General features: G+C 69.0%; 17 protein-coding genes. 8 read left to right on the forward strand and 9 right to left on the reverse strand.

Features of this window, described 5'->3' with window-relative positions:
- Positions 1-67 precede the first annotated feature (67 nt).
- The gene (locus ACIA8R_RS45350; protein WP_357708141.1) at positions 68-1,171 is read left to right on the forward strand and encodes an ROK family protein; all 1,104 of its coding nucleotides are present in this window, start codon (positions 68-70) and stop codon (positions 1,169-1,171) included.
- Between the two features lie 328 nt (positions 1,172-1,499).
- On the opposite strand, the gene ACIA8R_RS45355 is transcribed toward ACIA8R_RS45350, so the two are convergent.
- The 3 genes from ACIA8R_RS45355 to ACIA8R_RS45365 all read right to left on the reverse strand — a co-directional run bounded on the left by ACIA8R_RS45355 (position 1,500) and on the right by ACIA8R_RS45365 (position 5,126).
- Positions 1,500-2,345, reverse strand: a complete 846-nt coding sequence (locus tag ACIA8R_RS45355; RefSeq protein WP_397043983.1) for an SAM-dependent methyltransferase — start codon at positions 2,343-2,345, stop codon at positions 1,500-1,502.
- Positions 2,346-2,796: 451 nt separating this feature from the next.
- Positions 2,797-4,200: an FG-GAP repeat domain-containing protein gene (locus ACIA8R_RS45360; protein ID WP_397043985.1), complete on the reverse strand. Its 1,404-nt coding sequence runs from the start codon at positions 4,198-4,200 to the stop codon at positions 2,797-2,799.
- A gap of 350 nt (positions 4,201-4,550) precedes the next feature.
- Positions 4,551-5,126 (reverse strand): ABC transporter permease subunit, encoded by a 576-nt coding sequence (locus ACIA8R_RS45365; RefSeq protein WP_397043987.1) that lies wholly within the window; start codon positions 5,124-5,126, stop codon positions 4,551-4,553.
- A 655-nt stretch (positions 5,127-5,781) separates the two neighbouring features.
- Between ACIA8R_RS45365 and ACIA8R_RS45370 the strand changes: the two genes are divergently transcribed.
- Positions 5,782-6,108: a hypothetical protein gene (locus ACIA8R_RS45370; RefSeq protein ID WP_397043989.1), complete on the forward strand. Its 327-nt coding sequence runs from the start codon at positions 5,782-5,784 to the stop codon at positions 6,106-6,108.
- A gap of 16 nt (positions 6,109-6,124) precedes the next feature.
- On the opposite strand, the gene ACIA8R_RS45375 is transcribed toward ACIA8R_RS45370, so the two are convergent.
- The 3 genes from ACIA8R_RS45375 to ACIA8R_RS45385 all read right to left on the reverse strand — a co-directional run bounded on the left by ACIA8R_RS45375 (position 6,125) and on the right by ACIA8R_RS45385 (position 7,766).
- Positions 6,125-6,427 carry a hypothetical protein gene (locus ACIA8R_RS45375; protein ID WP_397043991.1) on the reverse strand — a complete coding sequence of 101 codons (303 nt, stop codon included), beginning with the start codon at positions 6,425-6,427 and terminating at the stop codon, positions 6,125-6,127.
- 26 nt (positions 6,428-6,453) lie between these two features.
- Positions 6,454-6,651, reverse strand: a complete 198-nt coding sequence (locus ACIA8R_RS45380) for a hypothetical protein (RefSeq protein WP_397043993.1) — start codon at positions 6,649-6,651, stop codon at positions 6,454-6,456.
- Positions 6,652-7,082: 431 nt separating this feature from the next.
- On the reverse strand, positions 7,083-7,766 hold the full coding sequence (locus ACIA8R_RS45385) for a TetR/AcrR family transcriptional regulator (protein ID WP_397043994.1): 684 nt from the start codon (positions 7,764-7,766) through the stop codon (positions 7,083-7,085).
- Positions 7,767-7,889: 123 nt separating this feature from the next.
- On the opposite strand from ACIA8R_RS45385, the gene ACIA8R_RS45390 reads away from it, so the two are divergent.
- Complete coding sequence (locus ACIA8R_RS45390) at positions 7,890-8,351, forward strand: DUF6640 family protein (RefSeq protein WP_397043996.1); 462 nt, start codon at positions 7,890-7,892, stop codon at positions 8,349-8,351.
- On the forward strand, positions 8,348-8,977 hold the full coding sequence (locus ACIA8R_RS45395) for an NAD(P)-dependent oxidoreductase (protein ID WP_397043998.1): 630 nt from the start codon (positions 8,348-8,350) through the stop codon (positions 8,975-8,977). Before ACIA8R_RS45390 ends, ACIA8R_RS45395 begins: the two co-directional genes overlap by 4 nt.
- A 192-nt stretch (positions 8,978-9,169) precedes the next feature.
- On the opposite strand, the gene ACIA8R_RS45400 is transcribed toward ACIA8R_RS45395, so the two are convergent.
- The 3 genes from ACIA8R_RS45400 to ACIA8R_RS45410 are packed head-to-tail and all read right to left on the reverse strand — an operon-like array spanning position 9,170 to position 10,243.
- Positions 9,170-9,553 carry a VOC family protein gene (locus ACIA8R_RS45400; RefSeq protein ID WP_364100701.1) on the reverse strand — a complete coding sequence of 128 codons (384 nt, stop codon included), beginning with the start codon at positions 9,551-9,553 and terminating at the stop codon, positions 9,170-9,172.
- On the reverse strand, positions 9,523-9,822 hold the full coding sequence (locus tag ACIA8R_RS45405) for an ArsR/SmtB family transcription factor (RefSeq protein WP_397044000.1): 300 nt from the start codon (positions 9,820-9,822) through the stop codon (positions 9,523-9,525). The genes ACIA8R_RS45400 and ACIA8R_RS45405 overlap by 31 nt, the downstream gene beginning before the upstream one ends.
- Complete coding sequence (locus ACIA8R_RS45410; RefSeq protein ID WP_397044002.1) at positions 9,809-10,243, reverse strand: SRPBCC domain-containing protein; 435 nt, start codon at positions 10,241-10,243, stop codon at positions 9,809-9,811. Before ACIA8R_RS45410 ends, ACIA8R_RS45405 begins: the two co-directional genes overlap by 14 nt.
- A 510-nt stretch (positions 10,244-10,753) precedes the next feature.
- Between ACIA8R_RS45410 and ACIA8R_RS45415 the strand changes: the two genes are divergently transcribed.
- The 4 genes from ACIA8R_RS45415 (at position 10,754) to ACIA8R_RS45430 (ending at position 15,136) form a co-directional block, all read left to right on the forward strand.
- Entirely contained in the window at positions 10,754-11,755 is a 1,002-nt protein-coding gene (locus ACIA8R_RS45415) for a magnesium and cobalt transport protein CorA (RefSeq protein WP_364100707.1), read from the forward strand.
- Between the two features lie 485 nt (positions 11,756-12,240).
- Positions 12,241-12,531, forward strand: coding sequence for an antibiotic biosynthesis monooxygenase family protein (locus ACIA8R_RS45420; protein WP_397044004.1), 291 nt, complete (start codon positions 12,241-12,243; stop codon positions 12,529-12,531).
- 46 nt (positions 12,532-12,577) lie between these two features.
- Positions 12,578-13,204 (forward strand): TetR/AcrR family transcriptional regulator, encoded by a 627-nt coding sequence (locus tag ACIA8R_RS45425; protein ID WP_364100713.1) that lies wholly within the window; start codon positions 12,578-12,580, stop codon positions 13,202-13,204.
- 414 nt (positions 13,205-13,618) lie between these two features.
- Positions 13,619-15,136, forward strand: coding sequence for an RtcB family protein (locus ACIA8R_RS45430; protein WP_397044006.1), 1,518 nt, complete (start codon positions 13,619-13,621; stop codon positions 15,134-15,136).
- Positions 15,137-15,147: the final 11 nt, after the last annotated feature.

A 15,147-nucleotide genomic window follows, 5' to 3' on the forward strand; every position in this document is an offset into this window, starting at 1 on the left:
CAACTCCAATTATGAGAAGACGCGACGTAAAGCTAGAGTTCGCGTAGTCCTACCGTCAAGGGGCCTTATGAGAAGTCTCGGTGTTACCAACGACACCGCCCTGCTGCGCCGTCTCAACACGCGCGCCACCCTGCACGCCCTGCGCCAGGGCGGGCCGCAGACACTGACCCAGCTCGCACGCGCCGCCGGCCTGTCGCGGCAGACGGCTGAGGTGGCGCTGTCCGACCTGACCGAGCGGGGGCTCGCGGAGGAGGCCGCGCCGACCGAAGGCAGGGCCGGGCGGCCCGCCCGCCGCTTCAGGTTCAGGTCCGAGGCCGGTCACGTCGTCGGCCTGGACGTGGGGCCGCGGCGGATTCTCGCCATGCTGGCCGACCTCGACGGCGACGTGATCGAGGAGCGGCGGCTCGACGTGGACGAGCACCTGCCCGCAGCCGAACGCCTCGCGCTGGCCGAGCGGGCCGCCACCGCCTGCGTGGAGGCGGCTGAGCTGGCCCGCGGGGGCGTGTGGGCGGCCACGGCGGGCACCTCGGGCGTCGTGGACCGGTCCGGCCGGGTGTCGGTCTCGCACCTCATCCCCGGCTGGACCGGGCTCGACCTCGGCGGCCTGGTGGGGCGATGGTTCGGCTGCCCGGGGTTCGCGGCCAACGACGCCAACCTCGCGGCCGTCGCCGAGCACTGGCGGGGCAGCGCCCGCCACGTCGAGGACCTCGTCTACGTGTTGTCCGGGTACCGGGCCGGGCACGGCTTGCTGCTCGACGGCCGGTTGCGTACCGGCCGCACCGGGAGCGCCGGCGAGCTGGGCAGGCTGCCGCTGACCGGCTGGGAGGACTCCTCCGTCGTGCTCGCCGAGGCGGGACGGGACGCCGAGGAGGTCTTCCGGGCGGCGCGGGCGGGCGACGAGCGGGCGCTCGCGGTGGTGGACCGGCTCGCGCACGGGCTCGCGCGCGGCGCGTCCGCGCTCGTCCTCGTGGTGGACCCCGAGCTGGTCGTCGTGGGCGGTGGGTTCTCGCGCGCGGGCGAGTTGCTGCTCGGGCGCATGCGGGCGCATCTGGCCCAGATGTGCCTGAACCCTCCCGAGGTCACGCTGTCCACGTTCGGCGAGGAGAGCATCGCGCTCGGCGCGGTGCGCATGGCGTTGGACCACGTCGATCGGGAACGGCTGGGGCTGTGAGCACTGTGACGCGAGTGGCGTAGCGTCATCGACGTGGACGTCGTCACTGTGCTCGACCCGCCGAACACGCTCACCACGGGTGGGCGGAACCTCCGCTGCAGGCAGTAGGACGAGAAGTGACCTTGAGCGTTGCAGTCGACAGCACGATGTTCGCGGCCCTGCATGGCGAACCGACGCCTTACTCATGGCGGGAGCCGAATCCGGCTCCCGTGCCACTACATGCCAACATCGCCTGCTCCGGCGATCGGCGCCGTCCTCTACGCCCTGGCCGCGTGAGTCCTGCGCATCGCCGAGTTCAGAGCCCTCACCACCGCCCTCCGGGGGCGGGTCAGGCCTTGACGGCGAGCCCGCCGTACATCGAGACCATGGAGTCCTCCACGAGCAGCGCCTGGTCGTCGGGCCGCCACCGGTGCACCGGCACCACACCCGGCTCGATGAGCTCGAACCCGGTGAAGAACTCCTCGATCTGCGCTCTGGTGCGGGCCTTGGACATGATGCCGCGCCGGTTGTACTGGGCGACGGCCTCGCTCACCAGCCTGCTCGGCGCGCTGTCGAGCGTGATGGTGGACAGGGCCAGGAAGCTGCCCGGCGGCAGCGGCTTCATCAGGTGCTCGATGATCGAGCGGACGTCGGAGTCGTCGCGGATGAAGTGCACCACGGCGATCAGGCACAGCGCGACGGGACGGGTGAAGTCGAAGGTGTCGCGGACCTCGGCCGAGCCGATGATGGCGTCGGGGTCGTTCAGGTCGGCCTGGATGTAGCGGGTTCTGCCCTCCGGGGTGCTGGTGAGCAGGGCGCGGGCGTGGACGAGGACGAGCGGGTCGTTGTCCACGTAGATGACCCGGGCGGCGGGGTCGGCCTGCTGGGCCACCTCGTGCAGGTTGGGCGAGGTGGGCAGTCCGGTGCCGATGTCGATGAACTGGTCGACGCCGCGCTCGGCCGCCAGATGGCGGGTCACCCTGACCATGAAGTCGCGGTTGGCGCGTACGGACGTCGGCATGTAGGGGGCTATCTTGATGACCTCCTCGGCCGCCGTGCGGTCGGCCGCGAAGTTGTCCTTGCCTCCCAGGAGGTAGTCGTAGACCCGCGCCGAGTGCGGCACGTTCGTCCTGAGATCGACCCCCGTCCGCCTGTCGCCGGTCACCCCCGCACCTCCATGTTGATCATCTGCCATGTGCCCCACGTTAGCGGGATTCAGGGGGCGGGATCCGGCGAATCCCACCTGGAACGACAACATCCTTGGCTCAGCGGGAAGAGGGCTTGCTCTTCTTGCGGGTGTGGCGGTCGGGGACGGGGGAGCGGCCCGCGGAATGGTCGGCGAACGCCTCGGCCGCCTTGGCCGGGGTCGCCGTCGGGCAGCAGCGAGACCAGGCGGCCGTGCTCGCCGGCCATCGCGTGCCGGTCGCCGTCGAAGAGCGTGTCGGCGGTGGCGCGCAGGCTCGGTTCGAGGGTCTCCCACATCCGGGTCAGGAACGGGTTGCCGCCGCCCGGAGGGCAGACCAGTGAGCCGCGTCGGTTGATGAACAGGTGAACGCCTCGGCACTCGCCACGGTCCAGCACCACGGGAGCGTTCATGGCGTGGCCCGCTGCTTCTCGCTCCTGGATCGACTTCGCTCGTGGTGGCGCTATCTCAGCATGATGGCGCCGAACCGGGCATCCGCGGCGTTCACCCCGGTGGGAATCGCATGCACGGACTGCGCAGGGGACGAGAGCCCGGTGGCGTTGCCGGCAAGCACCGCGAGCATGCCTCTGCCGCCGTTCTTGCCGGGCACGCCGACGATCAGCTCGCCCTTGCCGTCAGCCGTGACGTCGATGATGGAGACGGCCTCGCCCATGCGGTCGTCGGCCGCGGACTCCTCGGCGATCGGGTCTGCCGAAGGCGCCGTGTCGGGTGAGCCGATGCCGTCCTGAGTGAGGATCCGGGCAGCGGAGACGTCCGGGCCCGAGGCGGTTCCGGGGATCAGCGCGACGGCCCCCGCGGCCGCCTTGCCCGCGACGGTCGCCCTGGGCAGGCCGATGGCGATCTCGCCGCGTCCGTCGCCGTTGACGTCGCCCACGGTGACGCTGATGTCGGTGGATCCGAGCGTGGTCAGCCAGGACAGGTTGCGAGCCGTGAACCCGGGCTGGTACATGCCGGCGCCGTAGTAGGAGCCGTACCAGACGTGCACTGTGCCGGTACTGGGCGTCACCATGACGACGTCGCGGTAGCCGTCGCCGTTCACGTCGCCGAGGCCGAGCTGGGAGTCCTTCTTGGTGCAGGCGGGCTTGGTCGCCTCGGGGGTGTCGCAGGCCGCCGTGTTGCCCATGAGCATGGGGGTGTGGGCCGGATCGCGCAGACTGTCGATGTACCACAGCTCATGGCTGGTCGAGCCATAGGTGGGGGCGAGCAGAACCATCGCTTCCATGATGTCGTCGCCGTTCACGGTGCCGATCGCCGTCGACTGCAGGAAGGGGCCGCTCGGGGCGTTGAGCGACGTCTTCTCGAAGGCGCCGCCGTTGTACCAGCCTCCGAAGGAGGCGAACCAGCCGGACGCGAACAGTCCCACGACGTCGGTTCGCGAGTCATTGTCGGCGTTGCCGACGGTCAGCCCCTGGAAGTACGCCGAGCTTGGGCTGCCCTGCTGGGTGATGCCGGCCGGTGTCCAGGAGAAGACCTGCCGCTCGCGGAGCCCCACGGTGACCAGGTCGGTCCTGCCGTCGCCGTCGACGTCGCCTGAGGTCAGCCCTTTGCCCCAGCCCTGGCAGACACCCGCTGATTCACCTGAGCAGCCGGTCGTGGGCCGGATGAGCTGTTTGGCGCCGCTGAGGCCGTTCGGGCCGCCGTACAGGACGGCGATCATGCCGCTGTTGTTCGTGCCGAGGTAGCCCGGGTACGTGGGCATGCCGACGGCGACGTCGTTGTAGCCGTCGGCGTTGAAGTCGCTCTTGACGGTGATGGCAGGCGCCGCCGCGGCGGACGCGGCGGGTGTGGTGAGCCCTGCGGTCACTGCGAGCATCGCGGCCGACCAGGCGATCTTGTTCACGCGCATGGGGCGAGGATTGCGCCTGGGACTTGTGGCCGGGTTGAGGCTGACTGGCGACGACCGCCGAGAGTTCGGACGCGCGCGAGCCGCCGGACCTGACCGCAGGCACATGCTTCTCGACGGCCATCTTGGGTTGTCCGGCGAACTTGCCGGTCAGCCGCCTGAGGCCGACGGCCGCCGCCCTGGCCCAGGGGACAGGACGGACCGTCCCAGCACACGTACGGCCGGCGCGGCCGAGGCGGCCCAGCGCGCGGTCGGCAGCGCCGGCCGTTCGTGCGCTTTCATGGCCGCTCACGCTGGGAAGCGGCCCCTTTCCCGGTCTCCCTGCCGCGAGTGAGAGTGCTTTCTCGCACGGGTCACTTCAGCGCGCCCGCCGTCATGCCCGCCTGGATCCGGCCCTGGAGGAGGGCGTAGACGATGAGGATCGGCTGGCCGATGAAGTTGAAGATGCCGACGCTGATGAGCCCCGGCCGGGCCAGCGGCAACATGACCCGGAAGAAGGTGCGCGCCTCGCCGCACCCGTCGAGCTTGGCGGCCTCGGCGACCTCCTCGGGCAGCGTCCGGAAGAAGGCCACCAGGAAGAACATCGAGAACGGCAGGGAGTACGCCGTGTACACGAGGATGAGCCCGGGCAGGGAGTTGCCGAGCCCGAGGTTCTGGACGACGAAGAACAGTGGGACCAGTGCCACGTTGTAGTGAGCGGCATACTCGATCAGAACGGGCCGCAGGTGCCGTTCGTTGGAGATCGGCATGCGGTAGGTGCATTCGGTCCTTACCGTCCGCACCCACCGCTCGGCATGGCAGTTGGTCCGCGGCGTCCGCGGCGGCGTCTTCACCACCGCCACGCCCGCGCCGGCGAAGATATCAGCGAACCTGGTGTCTCGGTCGCGGACGAGGAAGCGGAACGAGCCGATCCGGACACCGAGGTCCATGAGCAGGCTGCGGGCCTGCTGAGCCGTTCAGGCACCGGTCGGGTTGGCGGTCACGCCGAGGACGCGCACGTGCCGGGTGGCGACTTCCATCACGAACAGCAGGTACAAGCGCCTCAAGGAGATCGTGTCGTTTCACTCATACGAAAGCCGAGCCGGACCAGTTCACCGTGCACCCGGCGATACCCTAAGGACGGGTTCTTCCACGCCGGGCGCACCACTAACTCCCGGATCTCCTTGCACGTCTTCGGACGGCCGGACCGGTGCGCATACATCCACCGATCTCGGACCAGGCACCGGTGCCAGGCCGGTAGGAACCGTGCAGGCGCGGCCAGGACCGCCCGACCAGCCCAGTTCGGCTTCGGCCGGGTGACTTGCCTCCGCAGTATCGCCGCTTCATTCCGCAGCACCATGATCTCGACATCCTTGACCGCCTCGCTTCGACCTCGGCAGCGCCGACCAGCCGAACACCCGGAGCGCGATCAGACACAGGAGACGGAGAGACGTCCTATCCGGACCACCGCATCCGGTCGCTCCGCAGGTCAAGCGCACTGCGACGGCTTTTGAAGCGGTACAAGCAGAACGCGGGCTTCTGTCCCACCACCACGCCCTTCATCCTCTTCGGCTACGGCTGTGCACGGTCCTGGGCAACAACGTCGTGGGCCGCTCCGTGGGCCGCCATGCGGTGACCCTGCTGCGCATCGGTCACCTGGCCCGGGCCGGCTCACTGGTGGTGCTCGCCCTCTTCGCCCGCGTCGTCGAAGTCGCCGGAGCGGGCAGGCTGGTCGACAGCGTGCACACGTCCGTCATCACGCTGGACGTCGTCACCGGCAGCGCCATCGGCGACGTGGCCGTCTGCGCCACCGGAGACGCCACCGCCGCCGCCAGGTGGACCGGCGCCGTCCTCACCGTCCTCGCCACCTGCGTCCTGAGCGCGCAGACCCTCGTCCACGAACGCGCCCACCCTCAGCCGGCGCGGGACTGACCCCGCTTGAAGGGTGTCAGACCGGCGGCACGTGGGCGCACCGCGACGCGACCACGGTGCCGTCGACATACGCGGCCGTCGGGCACAGGAACATCTGGGGAGGCGAGGACACCCCGGACCGGAGCGTGACGTAGGCCGGTTCCGTGCCCGACGCCGGTCCCGTGCAGGGGCCGGCGAGGATGTCGATCCCTCCGCGGTAGGGGTTGGGCGACCAGAAGCCCTGGGCGCAGTCGTACACACGCTCCTGGGCCGCGGCCGCCGTCGCGGGCAGGAGCGCTGCCGCGACGAGAGCGAGGAGGAGCGTTCGGACGGGGCGCATGATGATTCCCTTCGGAGTCCTGAGGGTCAGCGGACGAAGCTGCCCGGGCCCACGCCGTATCCGGTGCCGTCGCATGGGTTGCCGGAGAGGTGGTAGCCGTACTGACCAGGGGTGATGCTGCCGAAGAAGCATTCGTAGGAGCCTTCGGCGTGGGCGGCGGGGGTCGCCAGGAGGGGCGCCGCGAGCACTGCGGTGGCGATGACCGAACGTTTGAGCGGACGCACGATGCTCCCTTCGCGGAGACGGTTCCGTTCAAGAAGCTAGGGAGCCCGGCCAGGGGTTGCCCAGAGGCATCTGTCACCGGTTTAAGTGCGCTTCTCCCAGAGCCACGTGTTCGAGCATGCCGACCCGGGCTACTGCTCCGGCCCGGAAGCCAGGACGAACGTGCAGCTCACGACCGTGAACGGGGTATTGAACACCCTTCAGGGTGGCGGCCACCATCTCCTCGACGCTTACGCCGCCGGTTCGTCTGTGCCCCTTGAGGAACGCGGCGATCCGAGCGACCGCAGGCCCTGCGCCGAGGCCGAGCAGGCGAGCGCGCTGCGGCCCAAGCAGTTGAGGTGGGCGTCGCCCAGCGGGGGCCCGCGCCACATCCTCGTCCACAGGTCCAAGAGCAATGAGTTGATCTCAGCCGAAATGATCTCGGGAGGTTGCTTCAGGCAGGTGATCGGCGCGCAGGCTCGGTGATGCGGGGATTTTCAGCTCCGGACGCATCCAGGTGCCGGCAGGCGGCCTCGATGGTGCCGAACAGTTCTTCGGCCATCGGCGCCAGCGCGGTCCGGACCTCACTGGCCCCCTCTCCCGCGAGCAGTCGGTGCCGGAACTCCCCGTCCAGCACCCGGTCAATGGCCGATGCGAGTGCCGCCACCAGGCGCGGGCGTAGCGGATCCCCCTGCGGCGGCATGTCCTCGGCCAAAGTGGCGGCGAGAAGATCCTCTCGCTCCCGGCGCAGCTCCAGTTCCCTGCTGCGCAGTGCAGGGCTGGCGTCCATGGTCCGCTGGTACTCGACGCTCTGCACGAGCAGGCCGGCGACGTGATAGTCGCTGAGCAGCCGTAGGTAGCCGCGGGCCAAGGCCTGTGCGATCGATTCGTCGTCTCGACGGCTCCTGATGGCCGCGCTCGGTGCTGCCACAAAGCTGTCGCGCTCCTGGAAGAAGAGGTCCTCCTTCGTCGGGAAGTGGTTGAAGACCGTCTGGACCGCCATGTCAGCCTCCCTGGCCACGTCAGCGATGGTGACGGCGTCGAATCCCCGCGCGAGAAAGAGCCGCATCGCTGCCTCGCCGATCGCCTGTCGCGTCTGCTGCTTCTTGCGGTCTCGCCGGCTCGTCATCTCGCTCATGGGCCAAGCGTACGAGCCCTTGCGGCGGCCGATACATAAATAGTGTGACTCTATTCATGTATAGACACTGTCGATGTAGTCACTACACTTATGGAACGTCTCCAATCACCGTGAGAGGTAAGCGTGACGACATCGAAGCGACACTGGGCCCTGCCGCGCGTACTCATCGCCCTGGTGGCGGTCGAGACCGCCCTGGGAGCGCTCCTGTTCGACCTGGTCCTCCATGACACGGCCCACGAGCACATGTACAACCCGGCCTGGCCTCCGCACGCCAAGTTCCACGACGCGCAGTACATCGTCACGTCGCTGGCTCTCGGCCTGCTCGCCCTGCTCCTGCTGGTCCGCCGCCATGGGGACACGCACTCCCGCCTGCTGTGGGCGGCAGGCATCGTGGCCGTACCGTGGGCCGGCATGTTCCCCGCGCTGCTGTTCCCCGGCACCGCCACGTACGACCCGGAATTCAAGGACGAAACCCAGTTCGTTCTCGGCTTGCACGGCCAGTTGTTCATGGCCGCCGTCACTTGCGTGATCCTCGCCATCGCGGTGCTCCTCGCCGTGACGCGCCGCCGTCAGGTCACGTCGTGAGGCTGTTCGTCTTCGGTGCGAGCGGTGGCCTGGGCGCGCAGGTGCTCGACCAGGCCCTGGCCTCCGGCCACCGCGTCACCGCCGTTGCCCGCACCCCCGAATCGATCCCCGGCCATGCCCGCCTGACGATCCTGCCCGGCGATGTGCTGGAACCCCATGGCTGGCGCCGGGTGCTCGCGGGCCACGACGCGGTGCTGTCGTGCCTCGGAAGCGCTGATCGACGTCCCACGACCGTCTACTCGCAAGGTATGACCGGCATCATCGCGGCCATGCGGGACAGCGGAGTGCGCCGACTGACCTGCGTCACCTCAGCCAGTCTCAGCCTGCCCCCGACCGCACCGCTGAGCCGGCGACTGCTGATCGGCGGTGTGGTCCGGCCGCTGTACCGCCACGTCTACACCGACATGACCAAGATGGAGGACGTCGTCACCACCAGTGACCTGGACTGGACCATCGTCCGACCGCCGAAGCTGACCGACGGCGAGCTCACCCGCCAGTACCGGACGGCCGCCAACCAGCACCTGCCGCGCCCGCGTACCCTGTCGCGTGCCGATCTCGCGCACTACATGCTCAACCATCTCGACGATCAGGCGAGCCGACGGTCCATCATCGAGATATCCCGGTGATCGTGCGTTGTTGTCGGCGCAGATGTTGTCGTCGAGGTCCGGCAGGCCTTTCCCGCGAACGTCGCCGATCATGGGGATGGTGCTCGCCTCATCGCCGCCAGTACGCGGGTGGAGGCCTCGATGGCAGCCTGGCTGTCGACAAGGAGAGGCAACGCTTGCGACGCCTCGTCGCTCCGGTCCCGACGACGGTGATCAGCCGGACTGTGCGAGCAGATGGACGATACCGGCCGGGTTCTTGATCCAATGGGTTCTGGAATCGAGGTTCTCCAGGGGTTCCAGCTCATCACAGGGGTGGATGCCGATGTCGGCCAGCTTGCCCGTCGCCGCGTCCAGGTCATCGGTGTGGAGCTGCAGCCACAGGTCGGGCCGGCTGTAGTTGTCCACGCAGTCGAGCCACAGCGTGTTGGGCCCGAACCGCACCGAATGAGTTCTCGAGACGGTCGGTGCATACGAGACGTCATCCTCTTTGACCTCGAAGCCCAGGGTGTCTCGATAGAAGGCCACGGTGGCCTCGTACTGCGCCTTGGGGATCTTCATGGCGATGTTCAGGCCGGCGGTGAATTCAGGCTTGTCCATGGTTGCTCGACTCCTTCGTGTCGGTGGCGTCCAGTGCGTGTTCCAGCGCGGTCAGGCGGTCGTCCCACCTGTTGGCGAGCAGTGCCCGCTTCGGCGAGCCGGCCGAGGTGCCTGGCTACCGCCTGACGGCTGACCGGCAACCGTCGCGCCAGATCAGTGACGGTGGCCGGCCCGGTGCGGGAGAGCTCCTCCAGCAGCGCCCGCCGCGTCGGGTCGGTGAGCGCCGCGAACACCGCGACGGCCTGCCCTTCCGCATCAGGCGGCCGCATCGAGGTAGGTCTTCAGGTCGACGAGTTCTGCGTCCCATCCCTGGCTGTTGGCCTTATGGGCGGACCAGGCGACGTCGTCGGCGGCTTGGGCGAATCCGCTATCCACGAGACGCAGCCGGGTGCCGTCCGGCACTTGCTCCAGCGTGAACTCCACAAGCGTCTGCAGTTCATGGTTCGCCGGCAGGCCCTCGATCCCCCACCTGAACGCGAAACGGCGGGGTGGCTCGACCGCCGTGATCGTGGCGACAGATTCCTGGCCGAGGTCCTCCCAGCGGAAGTACGCTCGCCCGCCGGGCCGCAGATCTACCTCGGCCACCGAACCGAACCACCGCGAGAGGCCTTCGGCGGTGATCAGGGCGGCCCACACCCGCTCAATGGGATGCCTCAGCACCACTTCGCGTTCGATCGTGTCCGGGACCATGCCCACCCTCCTGTCGCAACCTTTGTGTTGCCATCAATATAGCAACATAAAGGTTGCGACAGGCGCCCGCCAGCCCCAGACTTCCGCATGATCAGGGCGCCGGTTCTCCCGCTCACCAGATCCGCAACGGTGGCGTGCGCACCCTCGCCGGAACCCTTCCCCCGCCACTGCGAGAAACCCGTCGCCCCGAGAACGCGACAGCCGCAGGCGGCGGGAGCCGGTTGGCCGGGGCGGCGCCCCCTTGAACCGGCTCCCGCCTGCAGGCTCTGCTCACTCGGCAGGCCGAGTCGGGCCGGGGTGAGAGAGGCGGCGCATCGTGTCAGTCCTGGCCGAAGTTTCCCGGATGCGCGCTGTCACGATACCGGCGCAGCCCCGTCTGGCTGCGGATGGAACGGCGCGAGATCGTCCCCCGTCCGCGCCGACGGCGCAGGGACGCGCGGCGGGCATCGAGGTGGAGAAGGCAGCCTTGAGGTCGAACGCGTCGGCCGGTGAGTCGTTCGATGGGCGACAATGCCGGATGTGATTGTGGACAAGGCGATCTACTGCGACGGCGTACGCCACACCATCCACGGCGACATCAGCGACGCCTTCAGTGATGCCAGGACCCGGGGCGACTGCTTCCTGTGGATCGGCTTGCACGAGCCCAGCCAGGAGGAGTTCGACCTGATCACCAGCGAGGTGAAGCTGCACCCGCTGGCGGTGGAGGACGCCATCCACGCCCATCAGCGGCCCAAACTCGAACGTTACGGCGACACCCTGTTCGTGGTGCTCAAGACGCTGCTGTACGTGGAGGACGGCTCCGACATCGAGGTCGGCGAGATCAACCTGTTCGTCGGCGCGGACTTCGTCATCAGTGTCCGGCATGGGCAGGCCAACCCGCTGACAGGGGTGCGCAGGCGGATCGAGGACGATCCCGAGCTGCTGGCCGCAGGGCCGGCCGGGGTGCTGTACGCGATCTGCGACCAGATCGTCGACACCTACTCGGAGATCTCCCACGAGGTCGAGCACGACTTGATCGTGCTGGAGCGGCGGGTCTTCAGCGGCGAGCAGGCCGACGTGACCGAGGACATCTACTCGCTCAAGCGTGAGGTGCTGGAGTTCCGGGCCGCTCAAGATCCCCTCATCCCCGTCCTTGAGGAGATCGTCAAGGGACGGGTGGAGTTGTGCAACGTGGCCCGCGACCAGTTCCGCGACGTCCTCGATCATCTGCTGCGGGTGGACGCGGCCGTCGACGAGCACAACGAACTGCTCACCAACGCCCTGAACGCCCACCTGGCCCTCGTCGGCCGCGAGCAGAGCGCGGCGGCCATGCAGCAGAACGCGGACATGCGCAAGATCTCCTCGTGGGCGGCGCTCATCGCCGTCCCCACCATGATCGCCGGGGTCTATGGCATGAACTTCGACCACATGCCCGAACTGCACTGGCTGCTCGGTTACCCGCTGAGCTTGTGCGTCATGGTCATCGCCGTGATCATCGTGTACCGGCTGCTGCGCAGGAGCGGATGGTTGTGAACGACTCCGCCGGGTGGAGCGACGGCTGCCGATGAGATGATCCTCAGTGGAAGCAAGGGGCCTTCGACGCGCCGTCCGCTACCTCCGACATGCCGATGGCCCCAGACGAGCGCACATGTGCCCCGGCTGCAATCTTCGGTGGGCGGGACGGTCCCGGCCGGTAGCCGGCGACGGTCTCCACGGTGAGGGTTGGCAGGCTCGTCGCCATGGGCGCGAAACCCTCGATCGGGCCGTTGCCCGCCGCAACAGCGTCCAGTGGTCCGGTGGCGGCGCCGGTGGTGGCGGCTTTCACGGGTGGGTGACAGACTGAAAAATATGGGTCAAACTACTATTTGTGCCATTGACCCGAAACGGTCTGCGTGTGGATCGGGTCGGTTTGGCGTGGCTTCATCCCATCGCTCCTACGGGCGCTGCCTTTCATCGACAGCACACCGCAGGGCGGCGGGCGACCCCTCGTGGCTCGATCTCCGAAAGGACGTCATGTCATGTTCGCTCAGGTTGTCTCCACGGAGGCGGAAAGCGACAAGCTCGCCGGTCTCCTCACGTTCTGCGAGGAGCAGCTCCCAAGCTTCCGCGAAGTTCCCGGTTTCAAGGGTTTCTACCTGCTTGCCGACCGCCAGAGCGGCAAGGTCCTGACCATCTCCCTGTGGGACAGCGACGACGACCTGCGCAGGAACAACGAAGGCCGAGGCGCCCAGGCGCGTCAGGAGGCGAGTGCGGAGCTGGGCGTCACCCCTCCTCCGGTCGCCGTCTACGAGGTCGTGCTGCAAGCATGACCCACAGCGGAGCGGCCCTGTCGGCCTGCGAACAGAGATCGGCACAATGAGCCCACCGACTCATCCCTCCCCGGGCCTGCGGGAACGCAAGAGGATCAAGCTGCGCCGCGCCATCCAGACCGCGGCGCTGCGCCTCTTCGAGAGCCAGGGCTACGAGAACACCACCGTTGAGCAGATCGCCGAGGCCGCCGAGACCTCCACCACCACCTTCTACCGCTACTTTCCCACCAAGGAGGACGTCGTCCTCGACAACGACGCCTCCCCCCTCTTCGAGACCACCACCGCTGAGCGACCCGCGGGCGAGCCCCTGACGGCGACGGTCCGCGCCGCCATGGGCGCGGTCGTGGCGGCGGTCGAAGCCGACCGCGACCTCACTCTCGCCCGCATGCGGCTCGTCGCGACCGTCCCGGCCCTCGAAGCTCGTTACGCCGGCGAAGAGCGCAGGACCATCGAGCTCCTGACCGCCCTGCTCGCCGGCCGCACCGGGCGCCCGGCCGACGACTACCAGCTCGAACTCATCGCTTTCGTCCTCGCGGGGGTCCTGTTCACCGCCTCCCGCAGATGGGTGGCCGACCAGGGCGCCACCCCGCTCGCCGCCCTGGTCGACCAGGCCCTCACTACCGTCGAACCGCTACTGGCCACACTTGAGGACCCGACCCGGACACTGCCCTGACCGGCCGGGCGGGGTGGGGCTGAGCACGTCGACCGCACGCCACGGGCAGACGGCGAATCCGCGCGGCGGCAGCACCGGGATCGGCAGCGCCTTGTGGTCATCTCCCACATCTCGTTGCGGGGGAGGGGGCGCGGGTCAGATACACGGTGGCCGCAGCTCACAGCATGAAATCGGGTTTTCCCTGAGTCGGTTCAAAGGGTGGAAGGGGACAGTGCCGGCATCGCCTCCTCGGTGGAGGCGTAAATCCGTGGTGTGGGAGGCGTGTGCCGTACTACAGTCGGGCACGCCTTCACCCTCGCGGCTGCTGAACCACGAGGCCCACGGCGGCGGCTCCGGTCCGTCGCCTTCTTCGGCGCGCTTTCGACCGCGCCCGCCCTTAGATCGCGTTTCAGCAGCCCGAAGGACTTCACCATCATGCGCACCCGTCAGGACCGCCGTCTCGTGCGCCGCGACGAGCAGTGGCTCACCCTCCCGAACCCCTGGGACGTCCCCGTCGACATCTGTGCCGACGAGCGTGTGCCTCTCGAACCGGCCGCCGTCGACGAAGTGCTGTCCGTCCTGGAGACCGCCGACACCCTCGACCGCCTCGCCGAGGCCGTACCCGGCCACGACGGTCCGCTGCCCCGCCTGGTCCGCCTCGTCCTCACCCCTGACTTCCACAAGGGGGCGGGCATCCCGATCGGCACGGTCATCGAGACCGAGGGCGCGCTGCTCCCGCAGGCGGTCGGCAACGACGTCAACTGCGGCATGCGGCTGGAGGTCACCTCACTCACCGTGGAGCAGGTACGGCCGCGCCTGGACGCCCTGGAACGGCGGCTGCGGCACTTGTTCTTCGAGGGCGGCCGCCGCATCGCCCTCACGCCCGCCCAGCGGGAGGCGCTCCTGCGCGACGGGCTCCCGGGGCTCATGCTCACCGGCGACGCCCCCTGGCAAGGCCACCAGCCGACCGACACCGAGGACTGCCTGGACCGCATGCACGCCCCGGCGCACCCGACCGGCACCGCCGAGGCGTTCGCCGACTGGATCACCAGCGCGGGCGGCACCGAGGCCGCCAGCCACGACAGCCTCATCGGCAGCATCGGCGGCGGCAACCACTTCGCCGAACTGCAGTACGTGGCACGGATCCACGATCCCGCCGCCGCGTACGCGTGGGGTCTGACGGCGGGCGCGGTCGTCCTGATGGTGCACAGCGGCTCACTGGCGCTGGGACACCAGGCCAACGCCACAGCGCTGGACCGGCTGCGCCGGACCTGGCCGCCGGGGTTGTCGCGACCCCGCAACCAGATCCTGCCGTTCCTGCTGAACGGGCGCACGGCCGCCGCCCGGCGCCGCTACCTGGACGCCTTCGGCAACGCCGCCAACTTCGCCTCAGGCAATCGGTTCTTCCTCGCCCTCACCATGCGGGCCGGACTCGCCGCCGAATGCGGTCGGATGACGGCGCGCCTGCTCTACGACGCGCCGCACAACCTGTTCTGGCAGGACGGGGACCGCGTCGTCCACCGCAAGGGCGCGACGCCGGCGGGTGGTCACGAGCAGATGAACGGCGGCCCGTACGCGATGTGGGGTGAGCCCGTGATCGTGCCCGGGTCGATGGGAGCGTCCAGCTACCTGTTGCGGGGCCACGGCAACGCCCGCACGTTGGCCAGCGCCTGCCACGGCGCCGGACGGCGGGTCCCGCGCGGCGCCACCGCACGGGCCGGCGACCGCGACCTCGACGCGTTCCTGCGGGAGTTCCGCGTGGTCACGCCGCTGGACCACCGCGATCCGACCGTGGCGCGCCGCGCGGACGTGATGGCGGCCTGGCGGCGCGACCTCAAGCAGGAAGCTCCGTGGGCGTACAAGGACATCGGGCCCGTGGTGTCGAGCCTGCACGCGGGAGGCGTGGCGGACCCGGTGGCCGAGCTGCGCCCGCTCCTCACCGTCAAGGGCTGACCGCCTTCCCG

Source organism: Nonomuraea sp. NPDC051191 (assembly GCF_044455665.1).
Classification (GTDB): domain Bacteria; phylum Actinomycetota; class Actinomycetes; order Streptosporangiales; family Streptosporangiaceae; genus Nonomuraea.

Bases quoted from the DNA above. Each gene is read 5' to 3' on its own strand.
- ACIA8R_RS45350 (WP_357708141.1), top strand. From the start codon at position 68: ATGAGAAGTCTCGGTGTTACCAACGACACCGCCCTGCTGCGCCGTCTC.
- ACIA8R_RS45355 (WP_397043983.1), bottom strand. From the start codon at position 2,345: ATGGCAGATGATCAACATGGAGGTGCGGGGGTGACCGGCGACAGGCGG.
- ACIA8R_RS45360 (WP_397043985.1), bottom strand. From the start codon at position 4,200: ATGCGCGTGAACAAGATCGCCTGGTCGGCCGCGATGCTCGCAGTGACC.
- ACIA8R_RS45365 (WP_397043987.1), bottom strand. From the start codon at position 5,126: ATGGACCTCGGTGTCCGGATCGGCTCGTTCCGCTTCCTCGTCCGCGAC.
- ACIA8R_RS45375 (WP_397043991.1), bottom strand. From the start codon at position 6,427: ATGCGCCCCGTCCGAACGCTCCTCCTCGCTCTCGTCGCGGCAGCGCTC.
- ACIA8R_RS45385 (WP_397043994.1), bottom strand. From the start codon at position 7,766: ATGAGCGAGATGACGAGCCGGCGAGACCGCAAGAAGCAGCAGACGCGA.
- ACIA8R_RS45400 (WP_364100701.1), bottom strand. From the start codon at position 9,553: ATGGACAAGCCTGAATTCACCGCCGGCCTGAACATCGCCATGAAGATC.
- ACIA8R_RS45405 (WP_397044000.1), bottom strand. From the start codon at position 9,822: ATGCGGCCGCCTGATGCGGAAGGGCAGGCCGTCGCGGTGTTCGCGGCG.
- ACIA8R_RS45410 (WP_397044002.1), bottom strand. From the start codon at position 10,243: ATGGTCCCGGACACGATCGAACGCGAAGTGGTGCTGAGGCATCCCATT.
- ACIA8R_RS45415 (WP_364100707.1), top strand. From the start codon at position 10,754: ATGCCGGATGTGATTGTGGACAAGGCGATCTACTGCGACGGCGTACGC.
- ACIA8R_RS45420 (WP_397044004.1), top strand. From the start codon at position 12,241: ATGTTCGCTCAGGTTGTCTCCACGGAGGCGGAAAGCGACAAGCTCGCC.
- ACIA8R_RS45425 (WP_364100713.1), top strand. From the start codon at position 12,578: ATGAGCCCACCGACTCATCCCTCCCCGGGCCTGCGGGAACGCAAGAGG.
- ACIA8R_RS45430 (WP_397044006.1), top strand. From the start codon at position 13,619: ATGCGCACCCGTCAGGACCGCCGTCTCGTGCGCCGCGACGAGCAGTGG.